Genomic DNA, 20,385 nt, shown 5'->3' on the forward strand with positions numbered 1-20,385 from the left:
TCTGACGACCCGTCAGTAATCGTGCGGGGAGTGTGCGGCGGAGGCGTGCGCTCCTGTGGGCCCGCCTGTGATCGGCGTCTCCCCCGGCTGACGGTTCCGGCATGGACAGGGCAAACTGACCTGGTTGGTCATGATGCCTAGGGAGACCCCGATGGACGAGGGTGTACCACGCGTACCGGAGCAGAGGCGCCCCGGCTCCTCAGGAGAGCAGGCGCCGTTGCGCTTCGACGTGCTGGGCCCGGTGCGCGCCTGGCGCGGCGAGGAGTCGCTGACGACCGGGTCTCCCCAGCAACGCGCCCTGCTCGCGGCCCTGTTGCTGCGCGAGGGGCGTACGGCGACGGCCGCCGAGCTGATCGACGCGCTGTGGGGCGAGGAACCGCCGTCGCAGGCGCTGGCGGCGGTGCGGACGTACGCGTCACGGCTGCGGAAGGTGCTGGATCCCGGCGTCCTGGTGAGCGAGTCGGGCGGCTACGCGGTGCGCGGACCCGCCGACGGCTCCCTGGATCTTACGCTCGCTCAAGAACTGTCGGCCGAGGCGGAGAAGGCGCGCGGAGCCGGTGAACTGCGCCGGGCGCGGGAGGCGTTGAACCGGGCGCTGGCGCTGTGGGACGGCGAGGCGCTGGCCGGTGTGCCGGGGCCGTACGCGGAGGCGCAGCGCGTCCGGCTGGAGGAGTGGCGTCTCCAACTCCTGGAATCCCGGCTCGACATGGACCTGGAGCAGGGCTGCCACGCCGAGGCGGTCTCGGAGCTGACCGCGCTGACGGCGGCGCATCCGCTCCGCGAGCGGTTCCGTGAGCTGCTGATGCTGGCGCTGTACCGCAGCGGGCGGCAGGCGGAGGCGCTGGCGGTGTACGCGGACACGCGGCGGCTCCTCGCGGAGGAGCTGGGCGTGGACCCGCGCCCGGGTCTGCGCGAGCTCCAGCGTCGGATCCTCCAGGCGGACCCGGAGCTGGCGGAGCCGTCGGCCGCCACGGCCGACCCTCCCCAGGCCCCGGTGCGTCCGGCTCAACTCCCGGCCACCGTGCCCGACTTCACCGGTCGTGCGTCCTTCGTGACCGAGCTGAGCGAGGTGCTGGCGGAGGCGTCGGGACCGGAGGGCGACGGCGGGGCGGGCCGAGTGATGGCGGTGTCGGCGCTGGCGGGCATCGGGGGCGTCGGCAAGACGACGCTGGCCGTGCACATCGCCCACCAGACGCGGTCCGCCTTCCCCGACGGCCAGTTGTACGTCGACCTCCAGGGCGCCGGCGCGCGGGCCGCCGAACCGGAGACGGTCCTCGGCTCCTTCCTGCGCGCCCTCGGCACGGCGGACTCGGCGATCCCGGACTCCCTGGAGGAGCGGGCGGCGCTGTACCGGTCGGTCCTGGACGGGCGGCGGGTCCTCGTCCTGCTGGACAACGCGAAGGACGCGGCACAGGTGCGTCCGCTGCTGCCCGGCACGGAGGGCTGCGCGGCCCTGGTGACCTCCCGGGTGCGGATGGTGGACCTCGCCGGCGCGCATCTGGTCGACCTGGACGTGATGTCTCCCGACGAGGCGCTGGCGCTGTTCACGAAGATCGTGGGCGAGGAGCGGGTGGCGTCGGAGCGGGATGCGGCGCTGGACGTGGTCGCGGCGTGCGGCTTCCTGCCGCTGGCGATCCGCATCGCCGCGTCCCGGCTCGCCGCCCGCCGTACCTGGACGGTGTCCGTCCTCGCGGCGAAGCTCGCCGACGAACGGCGCCGGCTGGACGAACTCCAGGCCGGGGACCTGGCGGTGAAGGCGACGTTCGAGCTGGGCTACGGGGCCCTGGAGCCGGCCCAGGCCCGCGCCTTCCGCCTCCTGGGCCTGGCGGACGGCCCGGACATCTCCCTGGCGGCGGCAGCGGCGGTCCTGGACCTCCCGCCGGAGGACGCGGAGGACCTGCTCGAATCCCTCGTCGACACCTCCCTCCTGGAGTCCGCGGCCCCCGGCCGCTACCGCTTCCACGACCTGGTCCGCCTCTACGCGCGTGCGTGCGCGGAGCGGGACGAACAGCCGCCCGGCGAACGCACGGTGGCGCTGTCCCGGCTGCTGGACTTCTACCTGGCCACGGCGGCCGGCGTCTACGCCATCGAACGCCCCGGCGACCGCCTGGTGGACCATCTGGAGGGGACGGAGTACCCGGGGCTGGTGTTCGAGGACCGGCACCGGGCCCAGGACTGGTTGTACGCGGAGGCGAACTGCCTGCTGGCGTGCGTGCGCCAGTCCCTCGGGGCCGGGACACTGAGACGGGCCGTCGACCTTCTCTGGGCGAGCAAGGACCTGACCGAGTCGGGGGCCAACGCGCGCGCGTACGAGGGAGCGGCGCAGACCCTTCGCGACGCGGCCCACGATTGCGGTGACGCCCGCGCGGAGGGCCGGGCGAGAACGGCCCTGACCAACGCCCACCTGGTCGCCGGCCGCTTCAGGGAGGCGGACGACGAGGCCCGTCGCGCCATGGAGCTGGCCGCTCTGGCCCGCGATCCGCTGCCCAACTGCTGGGCCCCGAACGATCGCGGCATCATCGCCCTGTACGAGAACCGGCACTCCGACGGCGAACGCTATCTGGGGCAGGCGATCGACAACTTCCGGGCCGACGGCAACGATGTGGGCGAGGCCAGTGCCCTGTGCAACCTCTCCCGGATCCATCTGGCCACCGGGCGCACGTCCAGCGCCATCGACCTGGCCCAGCAGGGCATCGACATCTACGACCGCATGGGCCTCACGCTGCGGCTGGCCAACGGCCGCTACGCGCTCGGCATCGCCCTGACGCAGGCCGGCCGGCTGGCGGAGGCGCTCGACCAACTCACCGAGGCGCTGGCCCTGTTCCACGACAACCGCCAGCCCCTGTGGGAGGGCGTCACGCATTTCCGTATCGCGGAGGCCCACTTGGCGGCGCAGCGCGCGACGCTCGCCGCGAGCCACGCGGAACAGGCGATCGCCCTGCGGGGCATCGGTGGGGAGTGGCGCCGCGGGACCGTCCTCACCGTCCTGGGCAGGGCGCTCGACGCCATCGGCCACTCGGACCGGGCCAGGGCGTGCTGGCGGGAAGCCCTGTCGATCTACGAACGGCTGGGCTCCTCCGAGGCGGCGGAGGTCCGTTCGCTGCTGGCCCCGGCAACCGCGGCCTGAGCCCGTCCGGGCCGGCCCGAGGAGCGTTCATCGTTCGTTTATCGCCGGTCGGCAGGCTTGGGCCAGTCGATCCGTCGCGTCGGGGGGCAGACGGGTCGCGCTGAGGCCGCGCCGTTAGGGTGAGCGGCCCGGAAGTGACCGCCCGGCGACCCTCGGGGGAGTCGCCGGGCGGCACACCGTCCGTACGAGCTGCGAATGAGCTGGAGTTGAGAGCATGAGCCAGGCCGAGAAGAACGACGACGTCGTCAAGCCGTTGGACAACCACGCCTCCGTCGTGGAGGAGGGCGTCCTCGCCGCTGCCGCCGCCGGGAAGAAGCCGGCGGCCGAGCCCGAGATCACCACCATGGACAACCACGCGTCGGGCGGGAAGCCCGCAGTCCTGGACAACCACGCCTCGGACGAGACGGCCTGAGCTCTGCCCGACGGGGGCCGGGGGGACTGATCGGCCGCGGTGGCTCGGAGGGGGAGCCACCGCGGCCGGTGTGTGAACTGCCGGGGCGGGGGTGCCTGTTCACCCCAGCCCCCGCAACTCCCCCTTCACCACCTTCCCGCTCGCGTTCCGCGGTAGTTCGGGTACGAAAGCCACCTCTCTCGGGACCTTGTAGTTCGCCATCTCCCGGCGGGACCAGGCGATCAGGTCGTCGGCGGTGAGCGGGGAGCCGGGGCGGCGGACCACGTAGGCCTTGCCGACCTCGCCGAGTCGGGCGTCGGGGACGCCGATGACCGCGACGTCGGCCACGTCGGGGTGCAGGCCCAGGAGTTGCTCGATCTCCGCCGGGTACGCGTTGAAGCCGCCGACGATGAACATGTCCTTGATGCGGTCGGTGATGCGGAGGTTGCCCTCGGCGTCCAGGACGCCGACGTCGCCGGTGCGCAGCCAGCCGTCCTCGTCCAGCACCTCCGCCGTCGCCGTCTCGTCCTCGAAGTAGCCGCGCATGACGTTGAAGCCGCGCACCAGGACCTCCCCGGGGATCCCGGGGCCGAGCGCCGTGCCCTCGGCGGAGACCACCCGCACCTGCGTGCCGGGGATCGCCCGGCCGGACGTCGAGGCGATCACCGTCGGCTCGTCGCCGCGCCGGCACATCGTGACGATGCCGCTCGCCTCGGAGAGCCCGTACGCGGTCAGGACCGTCCCCACGCCCAGTTCGCCCCGCAGCCGTTCCACCAGCCGCAGCGGCACCACCGCCGCGCCGGTCACCACCAGCCGCAGCGCGGAGAGGTCGTAGTCGTCCCGGGACGGGTGGTCCAGCAGGGACTGGTGGAGAGTGGGCGGGCCGGGGAGGACCGACACCCGCTCCGACGCCACGTTCGCCAGGACCGTGCCCACGTTGAACACCGGCTGCGGGATCATCGTCGCGCCCCGCGTCAGACAGGCGATCACGCCCGCCTTGTAACCGAAGGTGTGGAAGAACGGGTTCACGATGAGATAGCGGTCGCCCCGGCGCAGCCCGGCCAGCTCGGACCAGATGTCGTACGCCCGCAGCGTCTGCGCGTGGGTGATCACCGCGCCCTTGGGGCGGCCGGTCGTGCCCGAGGTGAAGACGATGTCCGACGGCGACGAGCCCCGCACCAGCGACGCCCTGGCCCGCACCTCCGACTTCCCGATCCCCTCACCGCCCGCCAGGAAGTCCTTCCAGGTGTGGAAGCCGACGGGCGCGTCCTCCGACAGCACCACCACCCGCCGCAGCGCCGGCAGTCCGGGCAGCGGCCCCTCCCCCGGGCCGTCCCCGGCCGCCCGCCGCAGCGAGGCCACGTACGAGGTCCCGAGGAACGTGCCGGTCACGAAGAGGAGTTGGGCGCCGCTGCGCCTGAGCACATCGGCCGCCTCCCCGCCCTTGAACCGCGTGTTCAGCGGGACGAGGACCGCGCCCGCCGACACCGCGCCGAGCGCCGCGACCATCCAATCCAGGGAGTTCGGCGCCCAGATCGCCACCCGGTCGCCCGGCGCGACCCCGTCGGCCATGCAGGCCGCCGCCGACCGCTCCACCCGCGCGCCCAGTTCGCCGTAGGAGACCCGGGTACGGCCCTCCACCACCGCCTCGACGTCCGGGTACCGCCCGGCCGCCCACCGGACCAGCTCCGGGATCGTCTCCCACTCCACGTCACGGCCCATGACGACCTCCCCGGCACAGTAGCTGACTGTCCGTCAGATTAGCTGTAACCTGACGGCCTGTCAGCTCCATCCGTCCCTCCGCGGAGGTGTGCGCGCATGCCCGGAGCACCAGGACTCAAGGACGCCACCGCCGTCGTCGGCATCGGCCAGACGCCCTTCGCCAAGCACCTCCCCGAGGACGAGAAGACCCTCGCCTGCCGCGCCGTCCTCGCCGCGCTCGACGACGCCGGGATCGCCCCCGGCGAGGTCGACGCGCTCGCCTCCTACACGATGGAGGAGACCGACGAGGTCGAGCTGGCGAAGGCCGTCGGCTTCGGGGACCTCACCTTCTTCAGCCGCGTCCCCTACGGCGGCGGCGGCTCCTGCGCCACCGTCGCCCACCTCGCCACCGCCATCGCCGCCGGTCAGGCGACGGTCGGGGTCGCCTGGCGGTCGCGCAAGCGCGGCAGCGGGCCCCGGCCGTGGACCAACACCGCCGTCCAGCTCCCCACGCCCGCCCAGTGGACCCGGCCCTACGGCCTGCTGCGGCCCGTCGACGAGATCGCCATGCTCGCCCGCCGCTACATGCACGAGTACGGCGCGACCCGCGACCACCTGTTCAACGTCGCCCTCGCCTGCCGCAACCGCGCCAACCAGAACCCCGCCGCGATCATGTACGCACGGCCGCTCACCCGGGAGTCGTACATGACCTCCCGCTGGATCAGCGAACCCCTCTGCCTCTACGACAACTGCCTGGAGACAGACGGGGCGTTGGCGTGCGTGGTGGTGAGCCGCGAGCGCGCCCTCGACTGCCGTCACCGGCCCGTCTACGTGCACTCCGCCGCCCAGGGGCTGCCCGCCCAGCATCACGGCATGGTCAACTACTGGAACGACGACCCGCTCACCGGCCCCGCCTGGGCCGCCGCCCGACACCTGTGGAAACACGCCGACTTCACCCCGCAGGACGTCGAAGTCGCCCAGATCTACGACGCGTTCACCCCGCTCGTGCCGCTCTCCCTGGAGGGGTACGGCTTCTGCGGCCGGGGCGAGGGCGGGGCGTTCACCGAGGGCGGCGCGCTGGAGATCGGCGGGCGGCTGCCGGTCAACACCGGCGGGGGCGGGCTCTCCGAGGCGTACGTGCACGGCTTCAACCTCATCAACGAAGGGGTGAAGCAGCTGCGGGGGACGAGCACCGCCCAGGTCCCCGGCGCCGCCACCTGCCTCGTCACCGCGGGCGAGGGGGTCCCGACCTCCGCGCTGCTGCTCCGGACCTGAGGAGTCTGAGATGCTCGAACCGGTCGTCGACGCCGACGGCGCCCCCTTCTGGCGCTACGCCGCCCGCGGCGAACTCCGCGTCCAGGCCTGCGCCGACTGCGGCGAACCCCGCTTCCCGCCCCGCCCCTGCTGCCCGCAGTGCCAGTCCTTCGCGAGTGAGTGGCGGCGCACCGACGGACGCGGACGCGTCTGGTCGTACGTCCTGCCGCACCCGCCCCTGCTGCCCGAGTACGCCGCGCGGGCCCCCTACAACGTCGTCGTGGTCGAGCTGGCCGAGGCCCCGCGGATCCGCCTCGTCGGCAATCTGGTGACCGAGCCGGGAGCGCCCCTGGACTCCCTCGACCCGGGCCGGCTGCGCATCGGCGCCCGAGTCCAGGCCGTGTTCGCCGCCGGCGGGCTCCCGCAGTGGATCCTGGAGCGGCCGTGAGCCTGCGTCTGACCGCCGACAAGGACACCGGCGTCGCCGTCGTCACCCTCGACCGGCCCGACCGGCTCAACGCCATCGACCTCGACCTGGCCGGGCGGCTGCGCGAGACATGGCGGGAGCTGCGGTTCGACGACTCGGTGCGCGCCGTCGTCCTCACCGGCGCGGGCCGGCGGGCCTTCTGCACCGGCATCGACCGGGACGCCGGCGTGCCCCAGCCCGCCTCCCCCTACATGCAGGACGACCCGCTCCTCACCGTCGGCCCGAAGGCGAACGACCTGTGGAAGCCGGTCGTCGCCGCGGTGGAGGGCATGGCCTGCGGCGGCGCCTTCTACCTGCTCGGCGAGTGCGAGTTCCTCGTCGCCGGCGCCGACGCCGTCTTCTTCGACCCGCACACCACGTACGGCATGGTCAGCGCGTACGAACCGGCCCTGATGGCACAGCGGATGCCGTACGGCGAGGTCGCCCGGATGACCCTCATGGGCACCGCCGAACGCCTCTCCGCCGACCGCGCCCACCGGATCGGCCTGGTCTCCGAACTCACCGAACCCGGCGAGGCGTTGACCGCCGCCCTGACCTGCGCCACCACCCTGGCCGCCCTGCCCCCCACCGCCGTCCAGGGCACGGTCAAGGCCCTGTGGGCAACGACGGAACCCTCCCGAACCGCAGCCTTCGCCCAGGCCCCCCACCTCATAGCCCTGGGCAACCTGCCCCCCACCGACCAGACAGCCCTGTTCACCGACCGCCGGAAGGGGGAGTACCGGGTGCGGTGAGGGCCTCTGCGGGTCAGGACGTTCCGTGTGCGGTGAGGGCCCCGCGGATCAGGACGTTCTCGCGGTGCCCGTGCCCTTCTCCGCGTCCAGTGCGTAGACGCAGCGGTCCTTGCTGCATGCGTAGACGACGCCGTCGCGGACCACCGGGGAGCCGGTGATCTCGCCGCCCGTCGCGAGTTTCCAGCGGAGGCGGCCGTCGTCGGCCTTGAGGGTGTAGAGGAGGTGGTCGGTGGAGCCGAAGTGGATGCGGCCCTCGGCGACCGCGGGGGAGCCGACGATGTCCCCGCCCGCCTGGAAGCGCCACTTGGGCGTGCCCGTGACGGCGTCCAGGGTGTAGAGGCCCTTGCCGCTGCCCACGTGGACGTGGCCGCCGGCGACCAGGACCGGGTCGACGGAGGAGCGGGCCTCGGTGGCGATGCGCCAGCGGTCGCGGCCGTCGGCGGCGTCGAGGGCGTAGACCGTGCCGAGGTAGTCGGCCAGGTAGACGCCGCCGCCGGTCACCGCGGGGCCCGGCACGAAGGCGGGCGGGGAGAGGAACACCGCGGGGGCCTCGAAGTGCCAGCGCACCATGCCGCTCGCCACGTCGACGGCGAGGACGCGGGTGCCGGCGGAGAGATAGACGTAGCCGTCGGGGGCGGCCGTGACGCGGACCGGGACGCCGCCGCAGGACGCCATGTCGCCGATGGGGTACGACCAGCGCTCGTCGCCCGTGCGGGCGTCCAGGGCGCGCAGCCGGGCGTCCTGCCAGATGTAGACCGTGCCGTCGTGCAGGGCGGGGCCGGCCTCCGGGGACTCGAAGTCGGTCTGGCAGCCGGTCACCTCCCACAGCTTCCGGCCGGTGGAGGCCTCCCAGCCCTGGACGCCGCCGCCGCGGGTGCCGGTGACGACGGTGCCCCGCTCGGCCTTGAGGCAGTACACCCAGGCGTCCGTCGGCAGCCGCCACAGGTCGGTGCCCTCACGAGCGTCCAGGGCGAACAGGGTGGGGCCGTCGGAGGCGTGGACGCGGCCGTCCGCGACCGCCGTCGACCAGGCCACGTCCCGTGTCTTGAAGCGCCGGCGGCCGGTGGCCACGTCCAGCGCGTGCACCTCGAAGGAGGTGACGTAGACGAGGTCGCCCTCGACGGACGGGGTGCCCCAGACGTCGTTGGACATGCGGAAACGCCAGGGACGCCAGCCGGCCGGGGTCTCCGGTGGCCCGGTCGGGGCGGCCGGCACGGCGGTCGGGTCGGCGCCGTTGACGCCGGGGCGGGGCCGGGCCCAGGAGGCGACCAGGCCGGGCTCGGGCACCGGGGCCTTGACGGCGGCGGTGGCGCGGACGTCGGCGACGCGCGGCCCGGGGCCGATCGGCACGGCCGCGCCCGCCAGCCGGACCGGACCGGTGTCGGGAGCGCCGACCGCGATGGGCGCGGGGCCGGGGGGAAGGGCGGGGGGCGCGGGCCGGGAGAGGACCACGGGGTCGTGCGAGGGCGGCGGCGGTACCGCGGGGCGAGGCGAGCCCACACCGCCCACACCGCCGACGCCGCCCACACCGCCGACGCCGCCCGCACCGCCGGCTCCGCCGCTGCGGGGGCTCGCGGGCGCCGGTTTCGTCGGACGGCCGCCGCGGCGCGTCTCGATCAGCGTGACCGCCTTCTCGGGCAGCCACGCCGACGCCGTACCGCTGTCGTCGGAGCCGGAGCCGAAGAGGTGCGGGGCCAGCTGGGCCTGGAGGTCGGCCGGGTTGGGGCGGCCCGTCGCCTCCATCTGCATACAGGAGTCGATCAGCGGACGCAGCTCGTCCGGGAGGCCGTCGAGGTCGGGCTCCTCGCGCAGCAGCATGAAGACCGTCTCGACGGGGTTCGCGCCGTGGAACGGCGGGTGCCCCGTGGCGGCGAAGACCAGCATCGAGCCGAGCGAGAACACGTCGCTCGCGCCCGTGACGCTGCGCGAGTCCTTCGCCTGCTCCGGGGACATGTACGCGGGCGTGCCGACGGCGACGTTCGTCATCGTCAGACGCGTGTTCGACACCCCGGAGGCGATGCCGAAGTCGATCACCCGGGGGCCGTCCTCGACGACGAGAACGTTGGAGGGCTTCAGGTCGCGGTGGACGAGCCCGGCGCCGTGGATGGACTGGAGCGCCTCGGCGACGCCCGCGGCCAGCCAGCGCACCGCCTGGGCCGGCAGCGGCCCGCACTCGTTCACTATCTCCTCGAGGGAGGGCGCGGGGACGTACGCGGTGGCCAGCCAGGGCACGGCCGCGCGCGGGTCGGCGTCGACGACCGCGGCCGTGTAGAACCCGGAGACCGCCCGGGCCGCCTCCACCTCACGCGTGAAGCGCACACGGAAGAGCTGGTCCTCGGCGAGCTCGGTCCGGACCGTCTTGATCGCCACGCGCCGGCCGGAGGCCGAGCGCGCGAGATAGACCAGCCCCATGCCGCCGGCTCCCAGCCGTCCCAGCACCTCGAACGGCCCGATCCGCCGCGGATCGTGCTGTGTCAGCTGATCCACCACTTGCCTGCCACCTCCCCGTACGAGCCACGCCACCCGTGTGTGTACGCGACCCCGTGCAGCCCATTTGTGTACGCGGCCCCGTGCAGCGTCTCACCACAGCACCGCCGTGGCGGCACGCACCCCGATTCTTCCTGGCCGGGCCACCGGTTGCGAACCCGGGGACAATCGGGGTGTCCAGCACCATTCACGGGCAAAAGCTACAGTTCAGCGCTCCAGAACCGCGAACGACGCCCCTTGATTGTCGGTGACGACGGCCACCGTTCCGTACGAGGCGGTGAACGGGCCCGCCTGCACCCGCCCGCCGAGCCGGGTCACCGTGCCGAGGGCCGCCTCGCAGTCCTCCACGCCGAAGTGGACGAGGAAATGCGGCGGCATGACCTCGGGAAAGACGTCGGTGACGGGCACCCGCCCGAAGTCGGGGTCCGCGCCGGGACCGAAGAGCGCCTCGTGGAAGAGATGGCCGTAGAAGGTGTTGGCGGTCCCGGTGTCGCGGGCGTAGAGCTGCGCCCAGGCGAAGGCGCCGGGCCGGTGCCGGACGCCGAAACCGCGGTGGGCGCCGGCCTGCCACAGCCCGAAGACCGCGCCCTCGGGGTCGGCGGCCAGGGCGCAACGCCCCAGGTCGTCGACCGGGTACGGGGCCATCACGACCTGCCCGCCGGCCGCCTGGACCCGGCGGACCGTGGCCTCCGCGTCCGGGGTCGCGAAGTACACCGTCCACACGGTGGGCATACGGCCGTCCGTCTTGTGGGCGAGCCCCGCGACGGGCTCGCCGTCCAGCCGCGCCCACACCCAGGCGCCGTACGCCGTCCCCGGCTCCTGGAAGGTCCACCCGAAGAGCTCACCGTAGAACCGCTTGCCCGCGCCCACGTCGGGGAGCTGCGCGTCCACCCAGCAGGGGACGCCCTCCGTGACGCCCGCCGCGTACACCGATGCCCTGTTTTCGGCCATGCTGCCAAACTAACGGCGGTTCACGCAGGCCGCAGACCAGGCACACCCGTCTCCGCACCACCTCACACCCCATTTGCAGTCGGCCGAATAGCGCTCCGATCACCCCTCGGTAAGCTGACGGCATGACAGGACAAGTGCGTACCGTCGACGGCCGCGTGGCCGGTCGACGCGGGCAGGCGACGCGGCAGAAGTTGCTCGACTGCCTCAGCGAGATGCTCAGCTCCTCTCCCTACCGGGACGTCAAGGTCATCGACGTCGCCCGCAGGGCGGGCACTTCGCCCGCGACGTTCTACCAGTACTTCCCGGACGTCGAGGGCGCCGTCCTGGAGATCGCCGAGCAAATGGCCGCCGAGGGCGTGGGGTTGACCGAGCTGCTCGAAGGGCGGTCCTGGGTCGGCAAGGCGGGCTGGCAGACGGCGCAGGAACTCGTCGACGGCTTCCTGGAGTTCTGGCGGAAGAACGACGCGATCCTGCGCGTCGTCGATCTCGGCGCGGCCGAGGGCGACAAGCGCTTCTACAAGCTCCGTATGAAGATCCTGAACTCGGTGAACAACTCCCTTTCGGACGTGGTCGCCGAGTTGCAGGCCAAGGGCCGGGTCGACAAGGACGTGAACCCGGCAGCGATCGCGGGTTCGATCGTCGCGATGCTCGCGGCGGTCGCCTCGCACCAGAAGGGTTTCCAGACCTGGGGCGTCAAGCAGGCCGAACTCAAGCCGAATCTGGCCCTGTTGGTGCATCTGGGCATCACCGGCAAGAAGCCGACGAAGTAGCGCCCGCGCAGCAGCACCCCTTTTACCGATGCCCCAAGTCCTGTCACACAGGCGGTGGTCCACCCTGGTGGGCCACCGCCTGTGGCCGTGTGGGCCGGTGTTCGGTCCTGTGCGGTCGCACGCGGATGTGTTGTTCTACGCGGGCAGCGGGCGGTCCTTCACCACGTGTTTCATCACCAGCGTGGACGTCAGCCGCTGCACCCCCGGCAGGGTCGCCAGCCGCTCGTCGTACAGCCGTTGGAAGGCCGCGAGGTCCGCGGTAGCCACCCGCAGCAGATAGTCGGGCTCGCCGAAGAGCCGCTGCGCGTCCAGCACGTGCTCCACCTCGCCGACGGCCCGCTCGAACTCGGCGACGGTGTCCCGGTCCTCCTGCCGCATCGAGACGAAGACCAGCGCCTCGAAGGTCAGCCCCACCGCGGCCGGCTCCACGACCGCGCGGTAGCCGCTGATCGCGCCCGTCCGCTCCAGCTCACGCAGCCGGCGGTGGCAGGGCGAGACGCTCAGGCGCACCCGCGCGGCCAGCTCGGTCACGGTCAGCCGCCCGTCCTGTTGCAGCTCGGCAAGAATCTTCCGGTCCACGTCGTCCATGGGGCAGATCTTTCTCCATGCACGCGCTTTCAGGGAAAACTTCGGGAACACCTTCGCCCGTATCGCGCCTAATGTCGCCTTCATGGACTCGGGAACCCTGCTCTCCTTTCTCCTCGTCGACCTGCTGCTGGTGTGCGTCCCGGGCGCCGACTGGGCTTATGTGATCACCGCCGGGCTGCGCGGCCGCTCGGTCGCCGCCGCGGTGGGCGGCCTGGTCAGCGGCTACGCCCTGCACACCGTCCTGGCCACGGCGGGACTCGCGGTCCTGGTGGCCGGCTCGCCCGCGCTGCTCACCGCGCTGACGATCGCGGGGGCGGCGTACCTGGTGTGGCTGGGCTGGGGGGTGCTGCGCCGGCCGGCGATACCGGAGGCGGGGACCTCCGACCTCGCGGCGGCGGCCGAGAGCGGGTGGCGGGTCTTCCTGCGCGGGGCGACGATCAGCGGTCTGAACCCCAAGGGACTGCTGCTCTACCTCTCGGTGCTGCCCCAGTTCCTGGTCACCCGGGACGCGCGGCTGCCGATCCCGACACAGACTGCCGCCCTCGGCATGCTGCACATGGCGTGCTGCGCCGCCGTCTATCTGACGGTGGGCGTCCTTGCCCGCGCCCTCCTGGCCACCCGCCCGTCCGCCGCCCGCGCGGTCACCCGCACCTCGGGGGCGGCGATGCTGGGGATCGGGACGTTCCTGCTGCTCCAGCGGGCCTTCTAGGGCGCGGTGTCCGGGGCCTGATGTCTGGGTGTGATCCGGAACAGCCGGATCTCGCGTTCCACCCGCGCCTGGTACGTCGCGTACGGCGGCCAGAACGCCAGCACCGACTGCCAGGCCGCCGCCCGCTCCTCCCCCTCCAGCAGCCTGGCCGTCACGGGAATGTCGGCGCCCTTCCAGCTGATCTCGGCGTCCGGGTGGGCGAGGAGGTTGGCGGTCCAGGCGGGGTGGCCGGTGCGGCCGAAGTTGGACCCGACCAGCAGCCAGCTCCGGCCCCCTTCCTCGGGCATGCAGGCGAGGGGCGTACGCCGTGGCTGCCCGCTTCTCGCCCCGGTGGCGGTGAGGACGACCCCCGGCAGCATCTGTGCGCTGAGCAGGACCTTTCCCCGGGTGAGCCGGTGGACGACCCGGTCGAGGGCGGGGATGACGTGCGGCGCGACCTTGGCGAAGGCCGGCGCGGAGGACACCTTCTGCACGAGCCGTACGCCGATCACACCGCTGCCTCCGTCCGTGCGAAGATCCGGGCCTGGTCGGCCGCGCGGGCGCGCAGCCGGTGCACCGGGCCGAAGAGCAGTTCGTCGCCGGCGGCCCGCTTGAAGTACAGGTGGGCGTCGTGCTCCCAGGTGAAACCGATGCCGCCGTGCAGCTGGACGGCCTCCGCGGCGGCGGTGCGCAGGGCCTGGAGGGCCTGGGCGAGGGCGAGCCCGCCCACCCGCTCGTCCCGTGCCGTCGCCCAGGCGGCGTAGTACGCGGCGGAGCGGGCCGCCTGGACCTGCACGTAGACGTCGGCCAGGCGGTGCTGGACCGCCTGGAAGGAGCCGACGGCGCGGCCGAACTGCTCGCGCTGCCCCACGTATTCGACGGTCCGCTCCAGCGCGCGGTCGGCGGTCCCGACGGCCTCGCAGGCGAGGACGGCGGCGGCACGGTCGCCGAGCCGGGCGAGGGCCTCCGGCACCCGCTCGGCCCCCTGGTCGCCCTCGCCTCCCAGCAACTCCGCTTCCACATCGCGCAGTTGGATCCGCCCCTGCGGCCGGGTCGCGTCCAGCGCGGTCTGCCGAGCGCGGACGAGGCCGGGGGCGTCCCCCGCGACGAGGAAGAGCAGGGTGCGGGAGCGGACGTACCCGCCCGCGTGCGCGGCGACGAGCAGGAGGCCGGCGCTGTGCCCGTCGAGGACCTGCGCCGCCTCCCCGTACAGCCGCCAACCGCCGCCGCCCGCCCCGGCCCCCCGGCCCGCGCCGCCGCCCGTACCCGCACCCGCACCCGCACCCCCGCTTCCGCCCCCGCCCCCGCGCCGCGCCTGGACGCCCCCCGCGCGCCCGCCGCCCGCCCAGTCGCCGTCGTTGTCGCAGGTCAGGGCGAGGGCGGTGGTCAGGGCGGGGCCGGGGACGGCGAGGGCGGCGGCGAGGTCGCCGGAGGCGAGGCGCGGGAGGAGGGCGTCGCGCTGGGCGTCGGCGCCGAGGGCGAGGATCAGCGGCGCGACGAGGACGGAGGTGGCGAGCAGCGGGGAGGGGGCGAGGGCGCGGCCGGTCTCCTCGCAGGCGAGGGCGAGGTCGGTGACGGGGCAGCCGACGCCGCCGTACGCCTCCGGGAGGGCGAGTCCCGGCAGGCCGAGCTGGTCGGCAAGGGCGGTCCACAGGGCGGGGTCGTGGCCGGCGGGGGTGTCGAGGGCGGCCCGCAGCTCGTGGGGGCCGCAGCGTTTGTGGAGCAACTCCCGCAGGGTGCGGCGGATCTCGTCCTGTTCGGCGGTGAAGCTGGGGTCCATGGACGGCACTCCCCTCCGGACGCCCTCCGGTCTGACGGTGCGTCATATTAGGCCCGCGGGACGGTGATTCCCAGAGGGGTGACGCCCTGCCCCGGCACACATATCTGATGTACCGTCAGATTTATGGTGACCGTCAGCTCTCGCGGGGTCGCCGTGGTCGGCGCGGCCCTCTCCGACTGCGGCCGGGTGGACGACGCGACCCCGTACGCCCTGCACGCCCAGGCGGCCCGCCGCGCGCTCGCGGACGCGGGACTGGACCGTGCGCGGGTCGACGGCTTCGCCTCCGCGGGCCTCGGCGCCCTCGCGCCCGTCGAGGTGGCCGACTATCTGGGCCTGCGTCCCACCTGGGTCGACTCCACGTCCGTCGGCGGCTCCACCTGGGAGGTCATGGCCGCCCACGCCGCCGACGCGATCGCGGCCGGCCACGCGAACGCCGTTCTGCTCGCCTACGGCTCCACGGCCCGCGCCGACATCCGGGCGGGCCGGCGGACGGGCACGTTCGCGTTCGGCGCCCGGGGCCCGCTCCAGTTCGAGGTCCCCTACGGGCACACCCTGATCGCCAAGTACGCGATGGCCGCGCGCCGCCACATGCTCGAACACGGCACGACGATCGAGCAGTTGGCGGAGGTCGCCGTTCAGGCCCGCGCCAACGCGGCGCTCAACCCCGAGGCGATGTTCCGTTCCCCGGTCTCCGTGGACGACGTCCTGTCCGGCCCGATGATCGCCGACCCGTTCACCAAGCTGCACTGCTGTCTGCGCTCCGACGGGGGCGCGGCGGTCCTGCTGGCCGCCGAGGAGTACGTACGGGACTGCCGTACGGCCCCCGTCTGGATCCTGGGCGCCGGGGAGCACGTCTCGCACGCGAGCATGACGGAGTGGGACGACTTCACCGTCTCCCCGGCGGCGGTCAGCGGACGCCTGGCCTTCGAGCGGGCCGGGGTGGGCCCGTCGGAGATGGACTTCGCGCAGATCTACGACGCGTTCACCTATATGACGCTGGTGACCCTGGAAGACCTCGGCTTCTGCGCGAAGGGCGAGGGCGGGGCGTTCGTGGAGAAGGGCCGGCTCCGGGTCGAGGGCGGGGAGCTGCCGGTGAACACGGACGGCGGCGGGCTGTCGGCGCAGCACCCGGGGATGCGCGGCCTGTTCCTGCTCGTGGAGGCGGTGCGCCAGTTGCGCGGAGAGGCGGGGGCACGTCAGGTACGCGCGCGTGACGGCGGCCTGCCCCGCCTGGGGGTGGCCTCGGGGACCGGCGGGTGGTTCTGCTCGTCGGGGACGGTGGTGCTGGGGCGGGACTGAGGCGGGAGAGGGCGATACTCGCAGCATGGCAACGGATCTTCACGAGCTGCTGAGGTCGCTGCGGGTGTGGGACCCGGAGGTGACCGGCCTGCCGGCCTTCGACCCGGGCGCGGCCCCCGCCGAGCCGCTGGCGCTGTTCACGGCCTGGTTGGCCGAGGTGGCCGCGGCGGGCGAGCGCGAGCCGCACACGATGACCCTCTCGACCGTCGACGAGGAGGGCCTGCCGGACGCCAGGATCGTCATGCTGCACGGCGTCGACGCCGACGGCTGGTCCTTCGCGAGCCACGCGACGAGCAGGAAGGGCCGCTCCCTCGCCGCCCGCCCGTACGCGGCGCTCACCTTCTACTGGCCCGTCCGGGGTCGCCAGGTGCGTGTGCGCGGCCCGGTCACCGCGTCCCCCTCCGCCGAGGCGCAGGCCGATCTGCACGCCCGTTCGACCGGCGCGCTGGCCGCCGCGCTGACGGGGCGGCAGAGCGAGGTCCTGTCGTCGCCGGAGGAGCTGGCGAGGGAGTCGGAGGCGGCCTGGGAGCGGGCCCGCCGGGACCCGACGGCCGTCTCGCCGACGTGGACGCTGTACCGGCTGCGGCCCGACGAGGTGGAGTTCTTCCAGGGGGACGGGCAGCGGCGGCACGTACGGCTCAGGTACCGGCGGGAGGGTCAGGACGGGGGCGCGGACGGCTCCTGGGCCAGGGAACTGCTGTGGCCCTGAACACAAAGCATGATCAATGTCCGTTGATGTTCCGGTTTGTCTGATCACGGTCAGATAAAAACCACTCCCCGCTCATAGCGGTCGCATCTGACGACTGTAAAGATTCACTTCTGGCTGTCGTCCGCCGCGTGGGAGCGGTGACGCCGCCGGGGGGGCTCACGTAGGTCGTCCGGTCCGGGCTCGCTGTGCCCGGATGTCGTGAACCGACTCTTCACGCTTTCGCCGTGCCCGCGAGCGCGCACTTCCGCGCGCTCGCGCGTCCGCACGGCCGCACCCCTCCGCGGTCTCACCCGCCCGCGCCCTGACCAGGCGACAGGGACCGCGAGAAGGAGTGTGCATGGGCCGTACCGCCCGTGAGAAGGCATTCAGGTGGGGCGCGGCGACCGTCGCCGCCCTGGCCGTGACCGCCACGATGACGCCGTTGTCGTACGCCACCACGAACGACGAGCCGGCCCCGCAGCGGGTCGGCTCCGCGCCGAAGATCCCGCGGGACGCCGTCCGCGCGGCGGACCCGGCGGGCGGGCAGGCCCTCGACCTGAGCGTCGTCCTGGAGCCCCGCGACCCGGCGGCGCTGACCCGGTTCATCGCCGAGGTCTCCGACCCCGACTCCCCGAACTACCGCAAGTACCTCGGTACGGGCCAGTTCGCGTCCGCCTTCGGCGCGCTGCCGCAGACCGTGGCGAAGGTCCGCGCCGAGCTGGAGGACAAGGGCCTCACCGTCGGCGAACTCGGTTCCGACGGGCTCACCCTGCCGGTGCGCACGACGGTCGACGAGGCCTCGGAGGCCTTCGCCACCCAGTTCGACGGCTACAAGCTGAAGGACGGCGAGACCGGCCTCACCAACACCAGCGCGCCCCGGTTCGACGGCGCGATAGCGGACGACGTCCGCGGCGTGGTCGGTCTGAGCACGCTGGCGTCGTACGAGCCGAGGAACACCGGTCTGAAGGGCGCGCCCCGCGCGCAGAAGACCGACGTGACGAGCGACGGCGCGCGTCAGTCCCGGCTCACGGGCACCACCCCGGCGATGTGCAAGTCGATCGTCGACCTGTACAAGTCGTCCGACGGCGGCAGCGTGCCCGCCTACGACAAGCAGGACTACTGGAGCGCCCGTTCGCTGGCGACGGCGTACAACATGGCGGACCAGCCCAACGTGCAGACGGGCACCACCATCGCCGTCTACTCGCTGGAGAACTACGACCTGCGGGACATCAACAGCTACCAGGCGTGCCACGGCACGAAGGTCCCGGTCAGCTCGGTGCGGGTCAACGGCGGTCCCCCCGCCGACGAGCCGGCGGACATCGACACCGGGGTCGGCGCGGAGACCGCGCTGGACGTCGAGACCATCATCGGTCTCGCCCCGCAGTCCAAGATCCTCGTCTACCAGGGCCTGAACACCTGGGAGCAGGGCACGGAGACGTTCCGCAGGATCGTCAACGACAACCGCGCGAAGGTCGTCTCGGTCAGCTGGGGCAGCTGTGAGCTGAACACCCCGACCGAGGTCCTCGACGCCGAGTCGCTGATCTTCCAGCAGGCTGCGGCGCAGGGCCAGACCATCGTCGCCGCCTCCGGCGACAGCGGCTCCACCGGCTGCTACCGCCCCGAGGGCGCGGCGCCCAACGAGGACCAGCTGGTCACCGACAACCCGGCCAGCTCGCCGTACGTCCTCGGCGTCGGCGGCACCACCATGCGGACCTCGGTCGCCAACCAGACCACCTGGAACGGCTCCGGCGGCGGTGTCTCGCGGTACTTCCAGCTGCCCACGGACAACTTCCAGAACCGGACCGGCGCCGGCTACACCAACCTCTGCGCCGCCGGTGCGGCCCAGGTCTGCCGCCAGGTGCCGGACGTCTCCGGCGTCGGCGACCCGGCCACCGGCTACCCGGTCGCCTTCGGTCACGTCGGCAACACGCAGTACTGGAACATCATCGGCGGCACCAGCGGCGCCGCTCCGGTGTGGGCCGCGCTGATCGCGCAGGCCAACCAGGACCTCGCCTGCCAGGCCAACGGCTCGGTCGGCTACGCCCACTCGGCGCTGTACCAGCTTCCGGCCTCCGCGTTCCGTGACGTCACCACCGGCCACAACAACGTGACGGACTCCGGCAACTTCAGCGGCTCGTACAAGGCCGGCAGCGGCTACGACCTGGCGACCGGCCTCGGCACCCCGAACGGCCGCGAGATCGTCAAGGGCCTGTGCCAGGCCGTCCCGGCGTCCGCGGCGGGCACGTTCAACGCGCTGACCCCGGCGCGTGTCCTGGACACCCGCTACGGCATCGGCCGCGCCGGCACCGCCCCGGTCGCCGCGAACGGCACGGTCAAGCTGAAGGTCGCGGGCGTCGGCGGCGTCCCGGCGACCGGCGTCACCTCCGTCGTCGTCAACGTCACGGCCGCCTCGCCGACCGCGACCGGTCACCTGATCGCGTACCCGAGCGGCACCACCCGCCCGACCTCGTCCAACATGAACTGGCTGAAGGGCCAGATCGTCCCGAACCTGGTGACCGTCCCGGTCGGCAAGGACGGTTCGATCGACCTCTTCAACGCCGGCGGCGGCACCACGCACTTCATCGCCGACGTGTCGGGTTACTACTCCACCGAGGCCGGCGGCAGCACCTACCTGCCCAAGGGCCCGTCCCGGGTGCTCGACACCCGCAACGCCATCGGCGTCACCGGCAAGACCCCGGTCGCCGGCAAGGGCACGGTGTCCCTCCAGATCGCGGGCGCCGGCGGCGTTCCCGCCACGGGCGCCACCGCCGTGGTCCTCAACGTCACGGCCACCGCGCCGACTTCGACCGGTCACCTGATCGCGTACCCGAGCGGTGCGACCCAGCCGACCGCGTCGAACATCAACTGGCTCAAGGGCCAGACCCGTCCGAACATGGTCGTCCTGCCGATCGGCGCGGACGGCAAGGTGAACCTGTACAACGCCGGTACCGGCACCGTGCACTTCATCGCGGACGTGTTCGGCTACTACACGCCCACGGCGGAGGGCTCGTCCTTCCACACCGCGGGCCCGAGCCGGCTGCTCGACACCCGGTACGCCCTCGGCACGGCCGGCACCGCGCCGGTGACCGGCGGCACCAACCTGGTGCTGAACGTCAACGACGGCCACACCCTGGCGAAGGCCAAGGCCGTGGTCCTCAACGTCACCGTCACCGCCCCGACGACCAACGGCTTCCTGACCGTCTGGCCCGACGGAACCACCCTGCCGAACGCGTCCAACCTCAACTGGACCGCCGGCCAGACCGTGGCCAACCTGGTGACCGTGCCGGTCGTCAACGGAAAGATCGACTTCCGCCCGAACGCGGGCAAGGTCCACGTGATCGCGGACCTGTTCGGGTACTACCTGTAGTCGTCCCTGGAGTCGCCTACGCGTAACGCTTTCCACGGGCCCCGCCCCCACCGCTTCCTGGCGGCGGGGGCGGGGT

Annotated in this window: 16 protein-coding genes; 10 read left to right on the forward strand and 6 right to left on the reverse strand. The window is 73.1% G+C overall.

Annotated features, from left to right (window positions below; translation table 11 throughout):
• Positions 1–151: 151 nt before the first annotated feature.
• Positions 152–3,127: a BTAD domain-containing putative transcriptional regulator gene (locus ACFYX4_RS10995; RefSeq protein ID WP_389329397.1), complete on the forward strand. Its 2,976-nt coding sequence runs from the start codon at positions 152–154 to the stop codon at positions 3,125–3,127.
• A gap of 214 nt (positions 3,128–3,341) precedes the next feature.
• The gene (locus ACFYX4_RS11000; protein ID WP_389329400.1) at positions 3,342–3,539 is read left to right on the forward strand and encodes a sigma-like protein; all 198 of its coding nucleotides are present in this window, start codon (positions 3,342–3,344) and stop codon (positions 3,537–3,539) included.
• A 99-nt stretch (positions 3,540–3,638) separates the two neighbouring features.
• Here ACFYX4_RS11000 and ACFYX4_RS11005 read toward each other — a convergent pair whose 3' ends face one another.
• Complete coding sequence (locus ACFYX4_RS11005) at positions 3,639–5,240, reverse strand: FadD3 family acyl-CoA ligase (RefSeq protein WP_389329403.1); 1,602 nt, start codon at positions 5,238–5,240, stop codon at positions 3,639–3,641.
• Between the two features lie 96 nt (positions 5,241–5,336).
• Here ACFYX4_RS11005 and ACFYX4_RS11010 point away from each other — a divergent pair, with 96 nt between their 5' ends.
• Genes ACFYX4_RS11010 through ACFYX4_RS11020 form a run of 3 tightly spaced genes read left to right on the forward strand, consistent with a single transcriptional unit; the run spans position 5,337 to position 7,691 of the window.
• On the forward strand, positions 5,337–6,494 hold the full coding sequence (locus ACFYX4_RS11010) for a lipid-transfer protein (RefSeq protein WP_389329406.1): 1,158 nt from the start codon (positions 5,337–5,339) through the stop codon (positions 6,492–6,494).
• A gap of 10 nt (positions 6,495–6,504) precedes the next feature.
• Positions 6,505–6,921, forward strand: coding sequence for a Zn-ribbon domain-containing OB-fold protein (locus ACFYX4_RS11015; RefSeq protein ID WP_389329409.1), 417 nt, complete (start codon positions 6,505–6,507; stop codon positions 6,919–6,921).
• Positions 6,918–7,691, forward strand: coding sequence for an enoyl-CoA hydratase/isomerase family protein (locus tag ACFYX4_RS11020; protein ID WP_389329412.1), 774 nt, complete (start codon positions 6,918–6,920; stop codon positions 7,689–7,691). Before ACFYX4_RS11015 ends, ACFYX4_RS11020 begins: the two co-directional genes overlap by 4 nt.
• 48 nt (positions 7,692–7,739) lie before the next feature.
• On the opposite strand, the gene ACFYX4_RS11025 is transcribed toward ACFYX4_RS11020, so the two are convergent.
• Both ACFYX4_RS11025 and ACFYX4_RS11030 read right to left on the reverse strand, forming a co-directional pair.
• The gene (locus ACFYX4_RS11025) at positions 7,740–10,181 is read right to left on the reverse strand and encodes a PQQ-binding-like beta-propeller repeat protein (protein WP_389329415.1); all 2,442 of its coding nucleotides are present in this window, start codon (positions 10,179–10,181) and stop codon (positions 7,740–7,742) included.
• 204 nt (positions 10,182–10,385) lie between these two features.
• Positions 10,386–11,129, reverse strand: a complete 744-nt coding sequence (locus tag ACFYX4_RS11030; protein WP_389329418.1) for a VOC family protein — start codon at positions 11,127–11,129, stop codon at positions 10,386–10,388.
• Between the two features lie 134 nt (positions 11,130–11,263).
• Here ACFYX4_RS11030 and ACFYX4_RS11035 point away from each other — a divergent pair, with 134 nt between their 5' ends.
• Entirely contained in the window at positions 11,264–11,899 is a 636-nt protein-coding gene (locus tag ACFYX4_RS11035; RefSeq protein ID WP_389330239.1) for a TetR family transcriptional regulator, read from the forward strand.
• 135 nt (positions 11,900–12,034) lie between these two features.
• Here the strand turns inward: ACFYX4_RS11035 and ACFYX4_RS11040 are convergent, their stop codons facing one another.
• Entirely contained in the window at positions 12,035–12,487 is a 453-nt protein-coding gene (locus ACFYX4_RS11040) for an Lrp/AsnC family transcriptional regulator (RefSeq protein WP_389329421.1), read from the reverse strand.
• An 82-nt stretch (positions 12,488–12,569) separates the two neighbouring features.
• Here ACFYX4_RS11040 and ACFYX4_RS11045 point away from each other — a divergent pair, with 82 nt between their 5' ends.
• On the forward strand, positions 12,570–13,196 hold the full coding sequence (locus ACFYX4_RS11045; RefSeq protein WP_389329424.1) for a LysE family translocator: 627 nt from the start codon (positions 12,570–12,572) through the stop codon (positions 13,194–13,196).
• On the opposite strand, the gene ACFYX4_RS11050 is transcribed toward ACFYX4_RS11045, so the two are convergent.
• Entirely contained in the window at positions 13,193–13,687 is a 495-nt protein-coding gene (locus ACFYX4_RS11050) for a nitroreductase family deazaflavin-dependent oxidoreductase (RefSeq protein WP_389329427.1), read from the reverse strand. The two genes, ACFYX4_RS11045 and ACFYX4_RS11050, sit on opposite strands and share 4 nt — an antisense overlap.
• Positions 13,684–14,955: an acyl-CoA dehydrogenase family protein gene (locus ACFYX4_RS11055; protein ID WP_389329430.1), complete on the reverse strand. Its 1,272-nt coding sequence runs from the start codon at positions 14,953–14,955 to the stop codon at positions 13,684–13,686. The genes ACFYX4_RS11050 and ACFYX4_RS11055 overlap by 4 nt, the downstream gene beginning before the upstream one ends.
• Before the next feature lie 123 nt (positions 14,956–15,078).
• Between ACFYX4_RS11055 and ACFYX4_RS11060 the strand changes: the two genes are divergently transcribed.
• The 3 genes from ACFYX4_RS11060 to ACFYX4_RS11070 all read left to right on the forward strand — a co-directional run bounded on the left by ACFYX4_RS11060 (position 15,079) and on the right by ACFYX4_RS11070 (position 20,309).
• Positions 15,079–16,254: an acetyl-CoA acetyltransferase gene (locus ACFYX4_RS11060; protein ID WP_389329433.1), complete on the forward strand. Its 1,176-nt coding sequence runs from the start codon at positions 15,079–15,081 to the stop codon at positions 16,252–16,254.
• Between the two features lie 25 nt (positions 16,255–16,279).
• Positions 16,280–16,963, forward strand: coding sequence for a pyridoxal 5'-phosphate synthase (locus ACFYX4_RS11065; protein WP_389329436.1), 684 nt, complete (start codon positions 16,280–16,282; stop codon positions 16,961–16,963).
• 337 nt (positions 16,964–17,300) lie between these two features.
• Complete coding sequence (locus tag ACFYX4_RS11070) at positions 17,301–20,309, forward strand: protease pro-enzyme activation domain-containing protein (RefSeq protein ID WP_389329439.1); 3,009 nt, start codon at positions 17,301–17,303, stop codon at positions 20,307–20,309.
• The last annotated feature ends 76 nt before the right edge of the window (positions 20,310–20,385 follow it).

Origin of the sequence: Streptomyces sp. NPDC002328 (assembly GCF_042890065.1) — a bacterium.
Classification (GTDB): domain Bacteria; phylum Actinomycetota; class Actinomycetes; order Streptomycetales; family Streptomycetaceae; genus Streptomyces.

Coding starts and splice junctions, on each gene's coding strand:
- ACFYX4_RS11040 (WP_389329421.1), bottom strand. CDS start 12,487: ATGGACGACGTGGACCGGAAGATTCTTGCCGAGCTGCAACAGGACGGG.
- ACFYX4_RS11060 (WP_389329433.1), top strand. CDS start 15,079: ATGGTGACCGTCAGCTCTCGCGGGGTCGCCGTGGTCGGCGCGGCCCTC.
- ACFYX4_RS11070 (WP_389329439.1), top strand. CDS start 17,301: ATGGGCCGTACCGCCCGTGAGAAGGCATTCAGGTGGGGCGCGGCGACC.
- ACFYX4_RS11015 (WP_389329409.1), top strand. CDS start 6,505: ATGCTCGAACCGGTCGTCGACGCCGACGGCGCCCCCTTCTGGCGCTAC.
- ACFYX4_RS11010 (WP_389329406.1), top strand. CDS start 5,337: ATGCCCGGAGCACCAGGACTCAAGGACGCCACCGCCGTCGTCGGCATC.
- ACFYX4_RS11065 (WP_389329436.1), top strand. CDS start 16,280: ATGGCAACGGATCTTCACGAGCTGCTGAGGTCGCTGCGGGTGTGGGAC.
- ACFYX4_RS11005 (WP_389329403.1), bottom strand. CDS start 5,240: ATGGGCCGTGACGTGGAGTGGGAGACGATCCCGGAGCTGGTCCGGTGG.
- ACFYX4_RS10995 (WP_389329397.1), top strand. CDS start 152: ATGGACGAGGGTGTACCACGCGTACCGGAGCAGAGGCGCCCCGGCTCC.
- ACFYX4_RS11045 (WP_389329424.1), top strand. CDS start 12,570: ATGGACTCGGGAACCCTGCTCTCCTTTCTCCTCGTCGACCTGCTGCTG.
- ACFYX4_RS11000 (WP_389329400.1), top strand. CDS start 3,342: ATGAGCCAGGCCGAGAAGAACGACGACGTCGTCAAGCCGTTGGACAAC.
- ACFYX4_RS11055 (WP_389329430.1), bottom strand. CDS start 14,955: ATGGACCCCAGCTTCACCGCCGAACAGGACGAGATCCGCCGCACCCTG.
- ACFYX4_RS11030 (WP_389329418.1), bottom strand. CDS start 11,129: ATGGCCGAAAACAGGGCATCGGTGTACGCGGCGGGCGTCACGGAGGGC.